This is a genomic window from Reyranella sp. GW821-FHT12G01, assembly GCF_058806575.1.
On sequence record NZ_JBXAPV010000001.1, the window covers coordinates 2483217 to 2501310 of the forward strand.

At 65.6% G+C, this 18094-nt stretch carries 18 protein-coding genes; 4 read left to right on the forward strand and 14 right to left on the reverse strand.

Going from position 1 to position 18094, the window contains the following annotated elements:
• The first annotated feature begins 64 nt into the window (after window positions 1–64).
• Window positions 65–997 carry a sugar kinase gene (locus AC1RP5_RS11900; protein ID WP_493110848.1) on the forward strand — a complete coding sequence of 311 codons (933 nt, stop codon included), beginning with the start codon at window positions 65–67 and terminating at the stop codon, window positions 995–997.
• On the opposite strand, the gene AC1RP5_RS11905 is transcribed toward AC1RP5_RS11900, so the two are convergent.
• From AC1RP5_RS11905 to AC1RP5_RS11935, 7 genes are all read right to left on the reverse strand, one after another.
• Entirely contained in the window at window positions 972–1949 is a 978-nt protein-coding gene (locus AC1RP5_RS11905) for a sterol desaturase family protein (RefSeq protein ID WP_493110849.1), read from the reverse strand. The genes AC1RP5_RS11900 and AC1RP5_RS11905 overlap by 26 nt on opposite strands.
• Before the next feature lie 7 nt (window positions 1950–1956).
• Window positions 1957–2964, reverse strand: coding sequence for a YncE family protein (locus AC1RP5_RS11910; protein WP_493110850.1), 1008 nt, complete (start codon window positions 2962–2964; stop codon window positions 1957–1959).
• A 54-nt stretch (window positions 2965–3018) separates the two neighbouring features.
• Window positions 3019–3651, reverse strand: coding sequence for a bifunctional 4-hydroxy-2-oxoglutarate aldolase/2-dehydro-3-deoxy-phosphogluconate aldolase (eda, locus tag AC1RP5_RS11915; protein WP_493110851.1), 633 nt, complete (start codon window positions 3649–3651; stop codon window positions 3019–3021).
• Window positions 3648–4388 (reverse strand): SDR family oxidoreductase, encoded by a 741-nt coding sequence (locus AC1RP5_RS11920; protein ID WP_493113352.1) that lies wholly within the window; start codon window positions 4386–4388, stop codon window positions 3648–3650. Before AC1RP5_RS11920 ends, eda begins: the two co-directional genes overlap by 4 nt.
• Before the next feature lie 16 nt (window positions 4389–4404).
• Window positions 4405–5412, reverse strand: coding sequence for a TAXI family TRAP transporter solute-binding subunit (locus AC1RP5_RS11925; protein ID WP_493110852.1), 1008 nt, complete (start codon window positions 5410–5412; stop codon window positions 4405–4407).
• A gap of 62 nt (window positions 5413–5474) precedes the next feature.
• The gene (locus tag AC1RP5_RS11930) at window positions 5475–6221 is read right to left on the reverse strand and encodes an SIR2 family NAD-dependent protein deacylase (RefSeq protein ID WP_493110853.1); all 747 of its coding nucleotides are present in this window, start codon (window positions 6219–6221) and stop codon (window positions 5475–5477) included.
• Between the two features lie 11 nt (window positions 6222–6232).
• On the reverse strand, window positions 6233–7264 hold the full coding sequence (locus AC1RP5_RS11935; protein WP_493110854.1) for a hypothetical protein: 1032 nt from the start codon (window positions 7262–7264) through the stop codon (window positions 6233–6235).
• Window positions 7265–7342: 78 nt separating this feature from the next.
• On the opposite strand from AC1RP5_RS11935, the gene AC1RP5_RS11940 reads away from it, so the two are divergent.
• On the forward strand, window positions 7343–8200 hold the full coding sequence (locus AC1RP5_RS11940; RefSeq protein ID WP_493110855.1) for a polysaccharide deacetylase family protein: 858 nt from the start codon (window positions 7343–7345) through the stop codon (window positions 8198–8200).
• Here AC1RP5_RS11940 and AC1RP5_RS11945 read toward each other — a convergent pair whose 3' ends face one another.
• From AC1RP5_RS11945 to AC1RP5_RS11975, 7 genes are read right to left on the reverse strand one after another with little or no spacing between them, the layout of a single operon-like run.
• Window positions 8201–8992, reverse strand: coding sequence for a hypothetical protein (locus AC1RP5_RS11945; RefSeq protein WP_493110856.1), 792 nt, complete (start codon window positions 8990–8992; stop codon window positions 8201–8203).
• Window positions 8989–9870 (reverse strand): phytanoyl-CoA dioxygenase family protein, encoded by an 882-nt coding sequence (locus tag AC1RP5_RS11950; RefSeq protein WP_493110857.1) that lies wholly within the window; start codon window positions 9868–9870, stop codon window positions 8989–8991. Before AC1RP5_RS11950 ends, AC1RP5_RS11945 begins: the two co-directional genes overlap by 4 nt.
• A gap of 16 nt (window positions 9871–9886) precedes the next feature.
• Complete coding sequence (locus AC1RP5_RS11955) at window positions 9887–10684, reverse strand: enoyl-CoA hydratase (protein ID WP_493110858.1); 798 nt, start codon at window positions 10682–10684, stop codon at window positions 9887–9889.
• Window positions 10684–11862, reverse strand: a complete 1179-nt coding sequence (locus tag AC1RP5_RS11960) for a CaiB/BaiF CoA transferase family protein (protein WP_493110859.1) — start codon at window positions 11860–11862, stop codon at window positions 10684–10686. The genes AC1RP5_RS11955 and AC1RP5_RS11960 overlap by 1 nt, the downstream gene beginning before the upstream one ends.
• Window positions 11863–11884: 22 nt before the next feature.
• On the reverse strand, window positions 11885–12946 hold the full coding sequence (locus AC1RP5_RS11965) for an ABC transporter ATP-binding protein (RefSeq protein WP_493110860.1): 1062 nt from the start codon (window positions 12944–12946) through the stop codon (window positions 11885–11887).
• Window positions 12943–14676, reverse strand: coding sequence for an ABC transporter permease (locus AC1RP5_RS11970; protein ID WP_493110861.1), 1734 nt, complete (start codon window positions 14674–14676; stop codon window positions 12943–12945). The genes AC1RP5_RS11965 and AC1RP5_RS11970 overlap by 4 nt, the downstream gene beginning before the upstream one ends.
• 18 nt (window positions 14677–14694) lie before the next feature.
• Window positions 14695–15714 carry an ABC transporter substrate-binding protein gene (locus tag AC1RP5_RS11975; RefSeq protein ID WP_493110862.1) on the reverse strand — a complete coding sequence of 340 codons (1020 nt, stop codon included), beginning with the start codon at window positions 15712–15714 and terminating at the stop codon, window positions 14695–14697.
• Window positions 15715–15816: 102 nt separating this feature from the next.
• On the opposite strand from AC1RP5_RS11975, the gene AC1RP5_RS11980 reads away from it, so the two are divergent.
• Together AC1RP5_RS11980 and AC1RP5_RS11985 are read left to right on the forward strand one after the other, a co-directional pair.
• Window positions 15817–16422, forward strand: a complete 606-nt coding sequence (locus AC1RP5_RS11980) for a class I SAM-dependent methyltransferase (protein WP_493110863.1) — start codon at window positions 15817–15819, stop codon at window positions 16420–16422.
• A gap of 292 nt (window positions 16423–16714) precedes the next feature.
• The gene (locus AC1RP5_RS11985; protein ID WP_493110864.1) at window positions 16715–18067 is read left to right on the forward strand and encodes an MmgE/PrpD family protein; all 1353 of its coding nucleotides are present in this window, start codon (window positions 16715–16717) and stop codon (window positions 18065–18067) included.
• Window positions 18068–18094: the final 27 nt, after the last annotated feature.

Consider the following 18094-nt stretch of genomic DNA (forward strand, 5'->3'; position numbering starts at 1 on the left):
AGTCCAGCGCATCGCTTGAGGTTCGCGACTTGAGATTGATTGGGGGCCGTGACAAATCTCGGCCATGACAAGCTCCCCCGACATCGTCTGCCTCGGCGAACCCCTGATCGAATTCAACCGCCCGAAGGAAGGCGACGGCCGCACGTGGCTGCAGGGCTTCGGCGGCGATTCGCAAAACGTGGCGATCGCGGCGGCGCGCCAGGGCGCCTCGACCGGCTACCTGACCGGCGTCGGCCAGGACTGGATGGGTGACGCCTTCCTCGACCTCTGGAAGAGCGAGGGCGTCGACGCTTCGCGGGTCACGCGCCATCCGACGGCGCCCACCGGCGTCAGCTTCGTCACGCACTCGGCCACCGGCCACAAGTTCGACTACCTGCGCAAGAACTCCGCCGCCTCACTGATGACGCCGGACGGGCTGGCCGCCGACTACATCGCCGGCGCCAGGGTGTTCCATCTCTCGGCCATCGGCCAGGCGATCAGCGACAGCGCCCGCGCGACCTGCGATGCCGCCATCGACGTCGCGAAGAAGGCCGGCGTGAAGGTCTCCTACGACACCAACCTGCGCCTCCGGCTCTGGGAACTCGACGTGGCGCGCAAGGTCGTGGACTCCACCATCGCGCGCTGCGACATCGCCCTGCCCAGCCTCGACGATTCCCAGCAGCTCACCGGCCTGCAGGAACCCGAAGCGATCGCCGCCTACTACCTGAAGCTCGGCGCGCCACTGGTCGCGTTGAAGATGGGCTCCGAGGGTTCGCTGATCGCCACCCGCGAACGGCAGATCCGTATCGCGCCGCACAAGGTCGAGGCCGTCGATGCGACGGGCGCCGGCGACACGTTCGACGGCGCTTTCCTGACCCGCCTGCTGGCCGGTGACGATCCAGAGACGGCGGCGCGCTACGCCAATGTCGCGGCGGCGCTTTCGACCACGGGCTACGGCGCGGTGACGCCCATGCCGAGCAAAGCGGATGTGCTCAGCGCGCTGACGCGCGCCGGCTGAACCTCGGCATCAGCGCCCGCACGAAGCGGCCGAACACGGTCACCTGCTGGGCGATCCAGCCGCGGCCGTTGTCGGCATCGACGACCGTATCGTCGACGCCGGTCGGACGATGCTTTTCGTCGTAGATCGCCGTGCCGAACAGGATGTCCCAGATCGGGAAGACCGGCGCGAAGTTATGGTCCTGGATGTGACGCTCGGTCGGCGTCGACAGCGCGTGATGCAGGCGATGGAAGCGAGGGCCGACCAGCAGCCGCTCGCCCAGCCAGCCGAAGGACATGTCGACATTGGCGTGCGACCAGCTCTCGACCAGCCGGCCCACCATCAGGATCACGACATACTCGCCCGGCTGGACGCCCACGAACTGCGAGAACAGCACCAATGCCAGGGTGACGATCAGGTCGTCGATCACGTGGTTGCGGTCGTCGGTCCACACCGTCATGCGGCGCTGGCTGTGATGCAGGCTGTGCAGCGCCCACCACCAGCCGAAGGCGTGTTGGCCGCGGTGCAGCCAGTAGGCGGCGAAGTCGTAGAGCACGAAATAGACGAGGAAGGAGACCAGGTCGTTGTCGCCGATCCAGGGCAGCAGGCGCTCCAGGCGCGGCGGCATGTAACCCCAGGTCCGAACCGTCAGCTCGATCTCCTGCACCAGCGGATAGGTCAGGATGAAGATGGCGAGCGGGATGATGCCGAGCTTGTTCAGCACCGTGTAGACCCGGTCGACCATGATCAGCTTGTCGTCCTTGCCCGCCTTCTCCAGCGGCCAGCGACGCTCGAAGAAGCGCATGCCGATCGCGATCACCGCGATCTGGACAATACCCAGCATGACGAATTCGACGGCGCTGTAGCCCGGCTCGTACCAGGCCATCAGGCCAAAGTGGAAAAGGATCGGGCTGATGAGGGTTTCGAACAGCCAGGCCTGAACGTTGACCCAGATATCGACCAGGTCGCGCACCGCGCGCCTACTTGGGGTCGCCTGCCGTCGACGCCGCGCGGACCGGCACGCCGGCCGTCACGGTCGCCGTGGACTTCAGCATGAAGACGCCGTGCGGGGACTTGCCCACCGGGATGCTGCCGACGACCTTGAGCGTATCGATGTCGACGATGGAGACACGGCGCAGGAAGCGCTGGGTCACCCAAAGCTCCTTGCCGTCCGGCGTGATGTCCATGCAGTCGGGTCCGCCCGGTACGCGGACACTACCCACCACCTTCAGCTCGTCCTTCGTATCGATGAGCGAGACCGTGCCCTCGACGCGATTGCTGAGGAAGTAATGGCGGCCGTCGCCCTTCGGGAAGAAATTGTGCGCGCCCTTGCCGGTCTGCAGGCTGCCCTTCACCGAGCCGTCCTTGGGATCGACCTGGACGATGCCGTCCTCACCGGTCAGCGCCACCAGCAGCCGCTTGTCGTCCGGCAGCATCAACACGCCGGCCGGCGCATTGCCGATCGGCACGTTCCACTTGAGCGCCTGGGTCTCGAGGTCGAAGGCGGCGAGCCGCCCGCTCTGCTGCAGCGTGACGTAGACCGTCTTCGACTGCGCATCGAAGGCGATATGGCTCGGCAGGCCGTCGATGAAGATGCGGCCGGCCAGGCGGAAACCGTCCGAGTGATAGATGTCGACATGGTCGAGCCGGTAGGCCGCCGTGACGAACCACTTGCCGTCCGGGCTGAAGCCCAGATGGTAGGGATCGAGGATGCCCTTCACGACGCCCTTGCGCTCGCCCGTCTTGATGTCGAGGCTCAGCAGCTCGTTGGTCGCGGTCGAGCCGATCAGCACGTCCTTGCCGTCGGGCGAGATGATCAGGTGGTGCGGCTCGCGGCCGACCGGCAGGCGCGCGACTTCAGTGCGCGTGCTGCGGCTCAGGATGCTGTAGGAAGCTTCCTCGGAATTGAGAATGAGTACGGAATCGGCTTGCGCTGTGCCACTCACCACAAGCGAAAACGCCAGCGCCGCGAACGACAACCTATTCATGGGGGTAGCCGGTACTCCTTGCAGCTGTCTTGAAGCACCTTTCCCGGCGTTTCGCTAGCGGCGTTTCAGTGTCGAAGCCGTGGCGGCGAGTCGTTCGACGCTTTGCCAGTCACCTGTTGCAACGGCGTCACGCGGGGCGACCCAGGAACCGCCGACACAGGCGACGTTGGCCAGTGCGAGATAGCCTGGCGCCGTGTCCGCCGTGATGCCGCCGGTCGGGCAAAAGCGAAGATGCGCCAAGGGTGCGCCGACCGCCTTGAGCCATGTCAAACCGCCCGCCGCGTCGGCCGGGAAGAACTTCAGGAGCTGAAAACCCTGATCCGCCAGCACCATGGCTTCCGAGACGGTCTGAACGCCCGGCAGGAAAGGCATCCCCGACGCCCTCGCCGCTTCCGCCAATGCTGCAGTGCAGCCCGGACTGACGGCGAACCGCGCGCCGGCTCGCTGGACTCGATCGAGCTGGCCTGGATTGAGCACGGTACCTGCGCCGACGAAGGCATTGGGTACCTCGGTGGCGATCGCCTCGATCGCCTCAAGGGCTGTTGCCGTACGCAACGTGATCTCAAGGACCGGCAGACCACCCTTCACCAGTGCGCGGGCGAGCGGCACGGCCGCCTCGGGCCGCTCGATCGTCAGGACCGGGATGACCGGCGCCAGCGCGGCGATGGCCGCAATGTTCACCGTCAAACGCTCCAGCCACCGTCGATCACGTTGACCGTGCCGGTGGTGAAGGCCGACTCGTCGCTGGCGAGGTAGGTCGCGAGCGAAGCAATTTCCTCGGCCGCGCCGAACCGGCCGGTCGGCTGGCGTTGCAGGAAGAACTGCTTCGCATCCGCACCGCCGCCCAGGGCCGAGATACGTTCGTCGAGCGACGGGGTCTGGACCGTGCCCGGGCAGATCGCGTTGCAGCGGATGCCCTTGGAGACATAGTCGACGGCCACCGACTTGGTGAGGCCGACGACGGCGGCCTTGGTCGTGCCGTAGATGAAGCGAAGTGCCGCGCCCTTCACCGACGAGGCGGCCGACGACATGTTGACGATCGAGCCCGAGCCCTTGGCGACCATGCCAGGCAGGAAGGCCTGGATCGTCCAGAACATGCTGCGGACGTTCAGATTGAAGGCAAATTGCCACTGCTCGTCGGTGGCGTCGAGCACCGTGCCGTGATGGACGAAACCCGCGCAGTTGAACAGCACGTCGGCGGTTCCGACCTCCACCGCAAGCTGGCCGATCGCCGCCTTGTCGAGCACGTCGAGCTTGCGCGTGACGATGCCTTCCACGCCCTTCAGCGCCTCGAGCTTTCCGGCATCGACGTCGGTCGCCCAGACCTTTGCGCCTTCGCGTGCGAACGCCCGCGCCGTGGCCGCACCGATCCCCTGTCCTGCCGCCGTAACGACGCAGGTCTTGCCCTTCAAACGCATTTCCAGTCTCCCCCGGCCGACCTTATTTGATCAGGCCCTTTTCCCTGTAAAATCTCTCCGCGCCTGGATGCAGCGGAATGCCCATGCCCTGCTGAGATGCTTCGAGCCGGATGATCTTGCCCTTGGCGTGCCCCGAATCGAGCAGCTTGCGGGTGTTGGAATTCCAGAGCGCCGCCGTGATGGCATAGATCAGCGCCTCGGACTGCTTGATCGACGTCGCCCACAGGGCATTGACGCTCACGGTCTTCACGCCGGCGGTGTTCTTGTAGGCATCGTCGGGGATCTCGTCGTTGGCGAAGAAGCTGAACTTCTTCACCAGACCCTCGGCCTCGGGACCGGCGATCGGCACCAGGTCGATGCCCGTCGTCACGGCCAGTTCGGAGATCGCCCCGTTGGGCCAGCCGCTCACGCTGAAGAAGGCGTCGAGTTGTCCGTCCTTTAGCTTGTCGGCCGCCTGCTGCGTCTTCAGATACTCGGCCTTCATGTCCTTCTCGGTGAGGCCGTAGGCTGCCAGGATCAGCCGCGCATCGACCAGGGTGCCGGAGCCCGGCTCGTCGAGCGACAGCCGCTTGCCTTTGAGATCCAGCACCGACTTGATGCCGGAGCCCTTGCGCGCGACCAGCTGGAAACTCTCGGGATAGAGGCTCGCGATGGCGCGCAGGCCGTCGGCCTTGGGCCGCCCTTCGTAGATGCCGGTTCCGTTGTAGGCCCAGTAGGCCACGTCCGACTGGACGAACCCCGATTGCATGGTGCCGGCGGCGATGGCGTTGGCGTTGGCCACCGAGCCATTCGAGGCGACCGACGTGGCGACCAGGCCGGGAACGCCGCACGAGCCGCCCTCGGCGCAGGCCCGCGAGCCCGGCGGGTTGGAGATGGCGTTGGCGATCAGGCCGCCGATCGGGAAGTAGGTGCCGGCGGTCGCCCCCGTGCCGATCCGGAAGAAGGTGATGTCCTGTGCCCAGGCAGACGTCGCGCTTACGGCGGCGGCGCTCAAGCCACCCAGCAGCGCAGTCCTGCGATTGATCCGCATTGGAGTCTCCTTGGCTCTTTGCCGATTAAATCGCGTCCGGCGCAACGCCGCAACGATCACGCTCAATTCACGCCAATAGCTCTGCTCAGGGTGGGTCCGATTTCCTTGTGGATCACGAGATCGGCATCGACATCCTGGTCGGTGGTCTCACGGTTCAGGATCACGAACTTCGCGCCGTTGCGCTTGGCAAGTTGGGGGAAGCCTGCCGCCGGATAGACGACCAGGGAACTGCCGATCACGATGAACAGGTCGGCGGCCAGAGTCTCTTCCTGGGCCCGCAGCATGGGCACTTCCGGCATCGCCTGGCCGAAGGAAATCGTCGCCGTCTTCACGATACCTTCACACTTCTCACACAAAGGCAGCGTGCCCTTCTCAAGGAACGCCTTGCGGATCGGCGCCAGCTCATGGCGGTGCCCGCAATCCAGGCAGGTGGCGTAGGTCGTGTTGCCGTGCAGCTCGATGATCTTCGAATCCGGCACGCCCGACCGTTGATGCAGCCCGTCGACATTCTGGGTGATGATGGCGCTCATCCGCCCCTGCTCCACCAGCTTGGCGAGCGCGCGGTGGCCGGCATTGGGTTCGGCCTTCAGCATGGTCTCGTCGGTGGCGAACTTGCGATGCCAGGACTCGCGACGCATCTCGTCGGAGGCCATGAAGTCCTCGAAGTAGATCGGCTTGTATTTGGTCCAGATGCCGCCCGGTGACCGGAAGTCCGGAATGCCCGACTCGGTCGAGATGCCCGCGCCCGTGAAGGCCACGATCCGCCTGGCCGCACCGACCATCTCACGAAGGCGTTCTGCTTCATCCATCGGCATCCTCCTTAAGGGGCTGGCATGGCGGGATTATGGGCGGCGCAGCCCGAATAGGAACGGCCCTCGCTGCGCACCTCCACGGTATAGGCAAACAACGAGCCGGAAAGGGCATCGACGCACCGACGCTCCTCGATCACCGCCAGGAACTCCGGCCCGTCTGCTGCTGCATAAGTGACGGTCCCGCCGTCCTGGCGCGACAGGCCACCATGCGCGCTTCGTTGCGGCGCCACCCCGCCCATTAGGTTCAGCATCAGGTCCCGGCCGGTGATCTCCAGCCGCCATGACGGCTCGTTGCCCGTGGCGATCCATTCGCGCTGGTCGAAGCGCTCGCGGCATCCCGCCGTCTCGACCGCCGCCCGGCGGATTTCCAGTGCCGCAATGGCCGCCACGGGCCCGCTCTCGCGCCCGCCATAGAATTCCACGAACATCGGCCGTCCCTCCTGGCCGGCGGTCAGTTCGCGCAACGTCCGCCCCAGATCCTGCCCCACGGTCCGATCTTCCAGCGCGATCGGCGCGCCGTCGCAGGGCGAGAACTGCAGCTTGCCGCCGATGTCGCGCACCAGCCCGCGCAGGCGGATGGCCGTTGCCGGCAGCGGCTGGCGCGGCGGCTCGGGTGGTTTCTGGACAGGCTTCGGCGCCAACGCCGTTGTCGCGGCCGGCGGCGGCGGCGCGGCCGGTCCCCGCCCGAATGGCGTCGGCGCACCGCGCGTGGCCGGCACCGGCAGGGCATAGAAGAAGAGCGGCTTGTCAGCGGCATCGAGCAGGCAGACGAACTGCGTCTCGAGCGGAGGTCGGTTGCGGTAGGTGATCCGACCCCGCAGGGTGAGGGCCGCGGCGATTGCCTGCGGGCCCACCTTCGCGTCGAGCTTCTCCAGGGTCGGCGGCGGAAACTCCAGGGCCGCGACCTTCTCGATCGTGCCGTCGAGCTTGCGATACTGCGCATCACCGAACAGCACACATTGCTGCGCGAGATAGGTCTGCGCCGCCGCGGGAAGAGCGGACAGCGCCAGCAGCAGCGCAGGAATAAGGGCGAAGCGCATAAAGAAGGATAGCACCGGGCGATGGGCGCGCGCGACAAACCGGCCTAAACTTCACCGAACCCACGCCGGAGCCGCCGCATGCCGCGCCACATCGTCTGCCTGACCTTCGATCACGACCATCTCTCGGGCTTCATCGCCCGCGGCATGACCTCGCCGACCGCGATTTCACGCGGCGAGTACGACGTCGTGGTCATCCCCAGGTTGGTCGCGCTGATGGAGCGCTACGGGATCAAGGGCACTTTCTTCACGCCGGGCCACACGATCGACAGCACACCTCAGGCCGTGACGCCCTATGTCGAGGCCGGTCACGAACTCGCGCATCACGGCTGGACGCACCGCCTGCCCGTCACCCTTTCGCGTGAGGAAGAAGAGGAAGAAATCGTCCGCGGCAACGAGTCGATCAAGCGCATCAGCGGCCGCACCGCGCGTGGCTATCGCTCGCCCGCCTGGGACCTGTCGCCCCATTCCATCGAGCTGCTGCTGAAACACGGCATCCAGTACGACAGTTCGATGATGGGCCACGACTACGATTGCTACTTCGCCCGCCAGGGCGACGTCGCCGAACTCATGAAGCCGTTCGCGCGCGGCCGGGAAACGCCACTGCTGGAAATGCCGATCAGCTGGTCGCTCGACGATTTCCCGCACTTCGAATACATGCGCCTGCCCAACGGCTCCGTGCAGCAGGGCCTGATGAACGCGACCAACGTGCTCGACAATTTCGTCGACGACTTCACCTACATGACTCGCGTCCAGCCCGACTTCGGCATCCTCACCTACACCTTCCACCCGCACGTCATTGGCCGCGGCCATCGCATGATGATGCTGGAACGGCTGATCCAGCGCCTGATCGAAGGCGGCGCGGTGTTCATGACGATGGAACAGGCGATGGGCGAATGGCTCGCGCGCAACAGCACCACGCGCAAGGCGGCTGAGTAGCTAGAGCGGCCCGCCTCGCGCCACGCGGATCGAGCGGCAGATGGTCACCATCTTGCCGATGGCGTGATCGACGAACAGGCCGACGGCTTCCTCGATTTCAGCGGCCAACACGGGCCGCTTGGCTGAAATCTCCCGGGCGATCCGGCTCGAAAGCTCGGCGGCGGTGTTGCGGTTGTCGAGGATGGCCCGTCGCAGCGAGCCATCGGCCGCGACCGGCGCCAGCGCCCCCTCGACACGTCGGAGGAACGACGGCGCATGCGCCAGATGGCGGTACATGCTGGCCAGGATCAGCGGCTTCGGCTCATCACCGAACTTGTTGAGACGCAGCACCAGCGCCCAGGTGGCGGGATCGACATCTTCCTCGGAAGCAAGCTTGGGCAGGGCCAGGTCGGGCGCCGCCTTGCGCAGGCCCGGCGCCACTGTCCCGTCGCGCGCCACCTCGCCCCTCAACCACGCCCGCAGGGCGCCGAGGGCGAACAGGTTGATCGTGTTGGAATGGTCGTAGCTCGCCAGCACGGCATCGACGCTGGCCGGTTCCTCGCCGGACAACGAGGCCACGCTGGGAATGTCCATTGTCTGGTGGAAGGTCGCCATCGCGGCGTCCGGCAGCCCCTTGAGGTAGAGCGGCTTCACTGCGGCCCATGCCCAAGGCAGCGCGCCGTCCATGGTCGCGAGATGGCGCCACACGAGGTTCACCACGCGCACGCCAACGGTCCTCCGGATGTCGGAAAACAGATCGGCGATCTCCCCGGAGGCCGCGGCCTCCGTGATCGCCGGCAATGGATCACTCACTCGGCAGCCTGCTTTGATTCCTGCCCGATGACGGTGAAGAACGAGGCCGTCTTGGGCTGTTTGGGCAGTTCGACCAGCCCTTCCTTGAGACGCGCGAACCGCGCCTCCTTCCCGCGCACGATACGGCCCTCGTTCAGGCTCGGCATCGGGTTGCGCGCGATCGGCACCGCGTCGGCGGCAGTGTAGACACAGATATAGAGACCGCGCGACTTATCGGCGCCGTTGGCAGCCGAGCCGTGCAGCAGGCGGGTGTGCATCAGACAGACGCTGCCGGCCTTGCCGAGACAGGGGATGGATTCGCCCAGCGCCTTCTTCTCCTCGTCAGCCGCGACGGCACCGGTAAAGCGCTCGCCCTCGAACAGCGACAGGACCGGTCCCTTGTGCGAGCCGGGCACGACGGTGAGGCAGCCGTTGCTCTCGTCGATATCGTCGAGGAACAGCAGCGCCGTCACGATGTCGTCATTGGTGTGTGGCGTGTAGGCGAAATCCTGGTGGTAGTTCACTTCGGTGCGCGCGCCCGAGAGCTTCAGGTTGATCTTGCAGTGATGGAACTTCACGTCCGGCCCGATCAGGTCGGCCACCATGTCGACCGTGCGGGCGTCGAGCATGACCTCGCGATAGGCCTCGGAGATGTCGGATGGATTGTTGATCCGCCGCAGCGCTGGCTTCTCCGCGCTGTGCTCCGTGCCCATGTCGAAGCGCGGACGGCCGTCGATCGTCGGCGGTCCGAACGGCGCGGTATGGGCTCGGCTCTGCTCGACCCAGTCGGAGATATCGGCTTTCAAGGCGGCCAGTTGGGCTGGCGTGACGGCATCCTCGGCCATGAGATACCCGTCGCGCCAGAACGCGTCGCGTTGCTCCTGTGTCAGCGCCGTCATCGCCGTCTCCCCTGTCCTAACGTCCTTTGAAAACCGGCTTACGCTTCTCCATGAAGGCCGTGCGACCCTCGATATAGTCCTGCGAATCGAAACACTGCTTCACCAGCCCGTTGAGGCGGGCGAAATCCGGTTGCCCGTCGAGTCGCGTCAGCTCCTCGATGGTGCGCTTGGCGGCATGCATGGTGAGCGGCGCGTTCTCGCCGATCATCCTGCAGTAATTGTCGACATAGGCATCGAGTTCGGCGTCGGGGACGACGCGCGTGACCAACCCCATGCCGGCGGCTTCCTGCGCATTGAAGTGCCGGGCGGTGAAGAAGATTTCCTTGGCGTGGGACGGGCCCACGAGGTCGGTCAGGATCTTCAGACCGCTGGCGCGATAGCCAAGCCCGAGGCGCGCCGCCGGCACGCCGAACCTGCTGTTCTCCGAGGCGATGCGGATGTCGCAGAGCAGCGACACCGCCAGCCCGCCGCCGATGCAATAGCCGCGGATGCGGGCGATCGTCGGCTTGGAGCACTTGTTGAGGCGGCGGTTCGCCTCCTCGCCGATCTTGTCGTAGTAGGCGACCTGCTCGGGTGTGTTGCGCGCCTTCTCGAACTCCGAGATGTCGGCACCCGAGACGAAGGCCTTGTCGCCCGCGCCGGTGACGACGACGACGCGGATCTCCGGGTCATTCTCGAAATCGTCGAGAATGACCGGAATCGCTTCCCACATGTCTGTCGACGTGGCGTTGTGCTTCTGCGGCTTGTTGAAGACGAGCCGGCCGACCGGCCCCACCTTCTCCGCGATCATGTTCGGGGTGGGGCTGATCGACATCAGATCACGCCGCGCTTGCGGAAGTCGGCGATGGCCGCCGCGTCGAAGCCCGCTTCCTTCAGCACCGCATCGGTGTGCTCACCCTGCTCCGGCGTCGCCGTCTTCATCTCGAAGGGTGTGCGGCTCATGGTGATCGCCTGGCCGATCACCTCGATGTCGCCAAGCTTCGGCGAGTGCACGGGATGCGCCATCTTCAGGTGCTTGACCTGCGGATCGGCGAACATCTCGTCCATCTTGTAGATCGGTCCGGCGGGCACACCCGCCTTGTTCAGCTTCTCGACGAGGTCGGCGCTGCCGTATTTCACGACACGCTTGTTGATCTCGTCGTTCAGGGCGTCGCGGTTCTTGGCGCGCGCCTTGTCCGTGGCGAACCGCTCGTCGGTCATCAGCTCAGGCGACGAGACGGCCTCGCAGAAGCGCTTGTAGATGTGCTGCCCCGACGCCGCGATGTTGATGTAGCCGTCCTTGGTCTTGAAGACACCGGTCGGGATCGAGGTCGGATGGTTGTTGCCGGCCTGGCCGGGCACATCCTTGGCCAGGGTCCAGCGCGCGGCCTGGAAGTCGCACATCGAGATCATGGCCTGCAGCAGCGAACTCGAGATCCACTGGCCCTGGCCCGAGGTCTCGCGCTCCAGCAACGCGATCAGGATGCCGATGGCGCAGTGCAGGCCCGCGCCCACGTCGGCGACGGCAATGCCGGCGCGCATCGGGCCTTCGCCCGGATTGCCGGTGACCATCATCAGGCCGCCCATACCCTGGGCGATCTGGTCGAAGCCGGCACGCTCCGCGTAGGGACCGTCCTGACCGAAGCCCGAGATCGATCCGAGGATGATCCTGGGGTTCACCTTCTTCAGGCTCTCATAGTCGATGCCGAGGCGGAACTTCACGTCGGCGCGGTAGTTCTCGACCACCACGTCGGCCTGCTCGACCAGCTTCATGAAGACGGCCTTGCCGTCCGGCTCCTTGAGGTTGAGCGTGATCGACCGCTTGTTGCGGTGCAGGTTCTGGAAATCGGGTCCATGGCGCGGACCGCCCATGTCCATCTCGCCGGCGGACGGCGGCATCTCGACCTTGATGCAGTCGGCGCCCCAGTCGGCGAGGTACCGGACGGCGGTCGGACCGGCGCGCACCCGCGTCAGGTCGAGGACTTTGAAACGGGCTAACGGTCCTGCGGTCATGCTCTCACTCTACGTTTGGAAGCTACTCTACCCGTACCATGGCGGATGGCGCGATCTCCAGCCAGACACGGCTGCCGACCTCGAAAACCGTGGTCGGCGCGGTCGAGACCCTTAGCGGCTTCGTGCCGCTGAGCGGTCGGACCTGATAGTCCCAGTATTCGCCCAGGTAGGAGCGGTCGACGATCTCCGCTTCGACCGCGAGGCCCGTCCCGGCCGGCTTTTGCGCCGACAGGCCGATCGCCTGCGGCCGCAGGGAATAGGAAAGCTTGCCACCGCCACTGGCGCCTTCGAGTGCTGATGCAGCCGCCGTGAAGCCATCGAAGCGGACGTCGCTCCCCTGCCCCGTCCCCTCCACGAAGTTGGTCCGGCCGATGAAGCCCGCGACGAATCGGCTCTTGGGCCGGCCATAGAGTACGTGCGGCGCGTCGATCTGCTCGACCTTGCCCTTGTTCATCACGACGATGCGGTCGGAGGTCACCATCGCCTCGGACTGGTCGTGCGTGACGTACACCGTCGTGATCTTGAACTCGTCGTGGAGACGACGGATCTCGAAGCGCATCTCCTCGCGCAGGTTGGCGTCGAGGTTCGAGAGCGGCTCGTCGAGCAGCAGCACCTCGGGCTCCACGACGATGGCGCGGGCCAGCGCCACCCGCTGCTGCTGGCCGCCCGACAGTTCGGCGGGATAACGGCCCTTCAGGTTGCGCATCTGGACCACGTCCAGAATCTTGTCGACCCGGCGGTCGATCTCGGCGCGCGACAGTTTCCGGATCTGCAGGCCGAAGCCGACATTCTCGCCGACCGTCATGTTCGGCCAGATGGCGTAGCTCTGGAAGATCATCGACATGCGCCGGTGCTCGGGCGGAACGACGCCCGAGGCCGACGAGATTTGCTTGCCGTCCATCTCGATGCTGCCGCCGCTCGGCGGCATGAAGCCCGCGATCATGCGCAAGGTCGTGGTCTTGCCGCAGCCCGAGGGGCCCAGCAGCGACACGAATTCGCCCTTGGCGAGTTCCAGCGAGAAATCGGCCACCGCCTCGAAGGCGCCGTAGCGCTTGGCGACGTTCTTCAAAACGAGCTTGCTCATGTCGCGGTACGCCTCAGCATGAAGTCACGGCCCAGGGCCTTTTGCCCGATCCAGAGGAGCGGCAGGGTCAGGACCTGCAAGACCAGCGCGAGCGCGGCGAGGCGTTCGAAGTTCCCCTCCTCACTCATGTCGAAGATCATGACCGACGCCACCTTGGTGTTGGGACCGTACAGGAAGATCGCCGCCGACAGCTCACGCGTCGCCGGAATGAAGATCAGCAGCCACGCGCCCATCATGTTGCGCTTGAGCAGCGGCGCCACGACACGGCGCAGCGCCGTCAACCGGCTGCCGCCCAGTACGCGGACCGCCTCCTCCATCTCGGGATTGAGGCTGTTGATCGCGGCACTGGCATTCACATAGCCCACCGGCAGGAAGCGCGTGGTGAAGGCCAGGATCATGATCAGCGCGGTGCCATAGAGCGCCAGCGGCGGCGGTGCGTAGGCCGCATAGAAGCCGATCGCCAGCACGACGCCCGGGATCACGAACGGTGCCACGCACAGGAAGCCCAGCACGCCGCCGAACGGGATCAGCTTGCGCGCCACGATGTAGGCCACGCCCAGGGTCAGGAACACCGCGACGGTGGCGCTGATGCCGGCATAGACGAAGCTGTTGATTACCGACTGGGCGGCCGTCGCGTGCTCGAACAGGATGAAGCGGAAGTTCGCGATGGTGATGTTGTCGAGGCTGAAGCCGCGGCCCCAGGCTTTCGCGAAAGCCGACTGGATCAGGAAGATGTACGGCAGAAACACCGCGAGCGCCGCGACGAACATCGAGTAGCCGAACATCACCCAGCGCCAGCGGCCGAGCAGGATCGGCCGGCGCTCGCCGCCCTTTCCCGTCAACGCCACGAAGCCCTTGCGACGCACGATCAGGCGCTGGACCAGCACCAGCAGCACCGTGACGCCCAGCAGCGGCATGGCATAGGCCGCCGCCACTTCCACGCGCACCGGATTGCCGAAGAACTGGAATAATTGCGTCGTCACCACGTTGAAGCGCGCTGGAATGGCGATCATGGCGGGCGAGCCAAACAGCGCGATCGCTTCCAGGAAGCAAATGATCAGACCGCCCAGGATGGCCGGCAGCGCCAGCGGCAGGGTGACCTTGCGCATGGTCCGCCACGGGCCCGCGCCCAGGATGTTGGCGGCATCCTCCATCTCCGACGAAACCAGCTCGAGCGCCGCCGTCGTGAAGATGAAGATGTAGGGGAAGGAATAGAGCGCGATGACGACCGCGAGGCCGGTGAAGCTGTAGATGTTGAACGGCCCCGCCTCCGCGCCGGTCACCAGCATGTAAAAGCGATTCAGCCAGCCCGCGTTCGGACCGGCTAGCAGGATCCAGGCGACGGCGCCGGTGTAGGGCGGCGTGATGAAGGTCGCCAGCACCAGCATGCGCGTGAGCCCGCGGCCCGGCATGTTGGTGCGCGCCACGGCCCAGGCGAGCGGCACCGCGAAGATGCCGGCCAGCGCCGCGGAGGCTGCCCCCAGTTGCAGTGAATTGAACAGCGCATCGACGTAGCGGGCCCTGCCATAGGCCGTGGCGTAGTTGGCGAAGGTGAAATCGCCCGTGCGCTCGGCCTGGAAACTGGTGAGGACCAGGTAAACGAACGGGCTGACCACCAGGAACAGGAGGACCGCGATAATCGCGATCCACAGGAGCCAGGACGAATCGAACCGGCTGGTGGGCGCAGGGCGCACCGGGACCGGGTCGATCGCCGAAGTCGCTACCGACATATGTTCAGCCGCTGACGATCAGTTGCCGAACGTGTCGCGCCACTGCTCGATCACCTCCGGAATGCCCTTGTCGACTTCCGCGACGGTCGGCCGGATCACCTTGATCTCGCTGATCGGCTTGGCGCCCGGAGGCGACGGGACTTCGGGACGCAGCGGGATCAGGAAGTGCTTGGCGCTGATCTTCGCGGCCTCGACCGAATAGAGATATTCCATGAAGAGCTTGGCGGCGTTCGGATGCTTGGTGCCCTTCATGATCGCCGACGGCGAGATGATCAGGACCGAGCCGTCGCTGGGATAGACGATGGCCAACGGATTGCCGCGCGACGCACTGAACAGCGTCGAACCGTCGGACCCCGCCGCGACCTGGCGTTCGCCGGCATTGAGTGCCGTCACCGTGTCGTTGATCGAACGGCCGATCTGCGGCTTGTTCTTCTCCAGCTTGTCGAAATACTGCCAGCCATAGAGCTTCTTCATCGAAAGCACCCAGGTGCCGACATAGCCCGAGAAGCCCGGATGCCCGGTCGAGACCTTGCCCTTCCACTTGATGTCGAGCAGGTCTTCCCACTTCTTGGGCGCGTCCTCGGGCTTCACCTTCGTGGTGTTGTAGGTGAGCACGACCAGGCCGGCCGCGGTGGTCTGATAGAAGCCGTCGGGATCGAAGTTCTGGAAGACCGGAGAGATCTTGGACATGTTCTCCGGCACGAACTTGTCGAAGCGGTTCTCTGCCTTGAGGCGGGCATAGTGGCCAAGGTCGGTCGACGAGAAGACGTCGCAGATCGTCTGGTTATTCTTGATGTCCTGCAGGAGCCGCTGGTAGGCGACCTGGGCCGTCGTGCGCACGACATTGACCTTGATGCCGTACATTTCCGTGAAGCCGCGGCCGAGATCCTCGGCACCCTCCGACGTATAGTGGGCGACGTACCAGGTGATTTCGCCTTCCTTCTTGGCGGCGTCGACCAGCGCATTCATGTCCGCCCGCGCCACAAGCGGCAGCAAGGCAAGAGCAAAAGCCAGGGCAAGGCTTCCCAAACGCTTCATGATTCCTCCCGGATCGTCAGTTCATTGGTTCATTATTTGTGAAAGGCGATACGATCACACGATGAGCCACACGACAAGCGCTGGAGGCCCGAGAGGACGCGCATGACGGAAAGCGACCGTTCCAAGGGCTGGGCGGCCTACTATCAGCAGCTTCGCGACCGCCCTCCCCGCAAGACTCTGCTCGCGGCGCTCGATGCGTTCGGTGACGCGCCGCCTGACGCCCTCGTCATCGATCTCGGCTGCGGCGACGGGCGCGACGTGATCGAAGAACTGCGTCGCGGCTGGAAGGTCGTCGCCGTCGATGCCGAGCCCGAGGCGCTGCGGCAGTTGCAGGCGCGGCCCCTGCCCGAAGGCTGCGATGTCACACCGGTCGTCGCGCGTCTCGAGGAGGTGCCGATCCCGCTCGGCGTCCACCTCGTCAATTCGAGCTTCGCCATGCCTCTCTGCGAGCCCGAGGCATTCCACCAGACGTGGGAGCGCATCCGCGAAGCCCTGCCGACCGACGGGCGCTTCTCGGGACAATGGTACGGACCGCGCGACAGCTGGGTCGGCCGTCCCGGCATGACGTTCGTTTCGCGCGAGGAGGCACTTGTCCTGTTGCAGGGGCTCGAACTGGAAATGTTCGACGAGGAGGAAGCCGACGGCGTCACGCCGCGCGGCAATGCCAAGCACTGGCACATCTTCCATATCGTCGCGAGGAAGCCCTAGGCCCTGTTTACGCGCCGCTCTCGCTGTGCGACGCTCGACATCCCATCAACATCGAAAGGAGGTGATCCTGTGAACTACACCATCACGACGCCGGCGATCTCTGCAGTTGCCGTCACCAGGATCTTTCCTGCCTTGGCTCGCTGCTGCGACTAACGGATCGACGATAGTCGGCACAAAGCCGCCTCCGGGCGGCTTTGTTGTGTCTGGGCCATATCGTTGAGCGAAAGCCCCAATGGTGGACAAGCCTGCGGCTGGTGACCGAAACTCGCGCCTTCAAATTCAGGAGGAAAACATGGCTGCCGTCGTTCCGGTCACGGCCGAAATCGCCAAGCGCGCCGCCGCCCTTGCCTGGCAGGACCTTCCCGACGATCTGGTCGAGCGTACCAAGCAGTGCCTGCTCGACTGGTTCGCCGTCACCGTCGCCGGCGCCCAGGAAGACCTCACCAGCATCCTGATCGCCGAGGCGCTGGAAGACGGCGCGAAGGGTCCGGCGACCCTGGTCGGCCGCTCCGAGACCGTGCTGCCCTCGACGGCAGCGCTGATCAACGGCGCGGCCAGTCACGCGCTCGACTATGACGACGTGAACTTCTCGATGGGTGGCCATCCCACGGTCACCGTCGTCCCGGCCCTGCTGGCGCTCGGCGAGCAGATGAAGGCCTCGGGCCGCCTGTTCATCGAGAGCTTCGTGGCGGGCTACGAGACCTCCGGCCGCGTCGGCCGCCTCGTCTCGCCCAGCCACTACCAGAAGGGCTTCCACGTCACCGGCACGGTGGGCTCCTTCTCGGCCACCGCCGCCGCCGGCCGCATGCTGGGCCTCGACGACCGCCAGCTCGCCGTGGCCTTCGGCATCGCCGCCACGCAGGCCGCCGGCCTCAAGTCGAACTTCGGCACCATGTGTAAGCCACTGCATGCCGGCACCGCCTCCGAGCATGGCCTGCGCGCCGCTCGCCTGGCCTCGCGAGGCTTCACCGCGCGCGGCGACTCGCTCGAATGCGACCAGGGTTTCGCCTCCTCGCAGAGCGACCATCTCAATGCCGAGGCCGCACTGGGCGAACCGCCGTCGGGCTGGCACCTGCGCAACAACCTCTTCAAGTACCATGCGGCCTGTTACCTGACGCACGCGCCCATCGAGTGTGCCAAGGAAATCCGGCTGAAGAACAACTTCCCGCCCGAGCGCGTACAGAAGATCCTGCTGCGCATCGACTCCGGCGCCGACAAGGTCTGCAACATCCCGCATCCGACGACGGGCCTCGAAGCCAAGTTCTCGCTGCGCCAGACCGTGGCGATGGCCCTGACCGGCGTCGATACCGCCAACCTCGAATCCTACAACGAAGCCGTGACGCAGGAGCCGCGCATCAAGGAACTGCGCGACAAGATGGCGATCGAGTTCCAGCCGCACTGGGCCCATTCGCTGGCCGAGATGGCGATCCAGCTCGACGACGGCACGACCATCGAGGTGACGCACGATTCTGGCATCCCCTGGGCCGATCTCGAGAAGCAGCGCCAGGCGATCGAGACCAAGTTCGACAGCCTCGTGACGCCGCTGCTCGGCGCTGCCGGTGCCCGTCGCCTGCACGATGCCATCGAGCGCATCGACAGCCTCACCGACGTGGGCGAACTCGTCCGCGCTTCCGCCAAAAATTAGGATACAAGCAACGCCCTCGTCTCGAGG

Bases quoted from the DNA above. Each gene is read 5' to 3' on its own strand.
- AC1RP5_RS11900 (WP_493110848.1), top strand. From the start codon at position 65: ATGACAAGCTCCCCCGACATCGTCTGCCTCGGCGAACCCCTGATCGAA.
- AC1RP5_RS11910 (WP_493110850.1), bottom strand. From the start codon at position 2,964: ATGAATAGGTTGTCGTTCGCGGCGCTGGCGTTTTCGCTTGTGGTGAGT.
- AC1RP5_RS11925 (WP_493110852.1), bottom strand. From the start codon at position 5,412: ATGCGGATCAATCGCAGGACTGCGCTGCTGGGTGGCTTGAGCGCCGCC.
- AC1RP5_RS11930 (WP_493110853.1), bottom strand. From the start codon at position 6,221: ATGGATGAAGCAGAACGCCTTCGTGAGATGGTCGGTGCGGCCAGGCGG.
- AC1RP5_RS11935 (WP_493110854.1), bottom strand. From the start codon at position 7,264: ATGCGCTTCGCCCTTATTCCTGCGCTGCTGCTGGCGCTGTCCGCTCTT.
- AC1RP5_RS11940 (WP_493110855.1), top strand. From the start codon at position 7,343: ATGCCGCGCCACATCGTCTGCCTGACCTTCGATCACGACCATCTCTCG.
- AC1RP5_RS11950 (WP_493110857.1), bottom strand. From the start codon at position 9,870: ATGACGGCGCTGACACAGGAGCAACGCGACGCGTTCTGGCGCGACGGG.
- AC1RP5_RS11955 (WP_493110858.1), bottom strand. From the start codon at position 10,684: ATGTCGATCAGCCCCACCCCGAACATGATCGCGGAGAAGGTGGGGCCG.
- AC1RP5_RS11960 (WP_493110859.1), bottom strand. From the start codon at position 11,862: ATGACCGCAGGACCGTTAGCCCGTTTCAAAGTCCTCGACCTGACGCGG.
- AC1RP5_RS11965 (WP_493110860.1), bottom strand. From the start codon at position 12,946: ATGAGCAAGCTCGTTTTGAAGAACGTCGCCAAGCGCTACGGCGCCTTC.
- AC1RP5_RS11970 (WP_493110861.1), bottom strand. From the start codon at position 14,676: ATGTCGGTAGCGACTTCGGCGATCGACCCGGTCCCGGTGCGCCCTGCG.
- AC1RP5_RS11975 (WP_493110862.1), bottom strand. From the start codon at position 15,714: ATGAAGCGTTTGGGAAGCCTTGCCCTGGCTTTTGCTCTTGCCTTGCTG.
- AC1RP5_RS11980 (WP_493110863.1), top strand. From the start codon at position 15,817: ATGACGGAAAGCGACCGTTCCAAGGGCTGGGCGGCCTACTATCAGCAG.
- AC1RP5_RS11985 (WP_493110864.1), top strand. From the start codon at position 16,715: ATGGCTGCCGTCGTTCCGGTCACGGCCGAAATCGCCAAGCGCGCCGCC.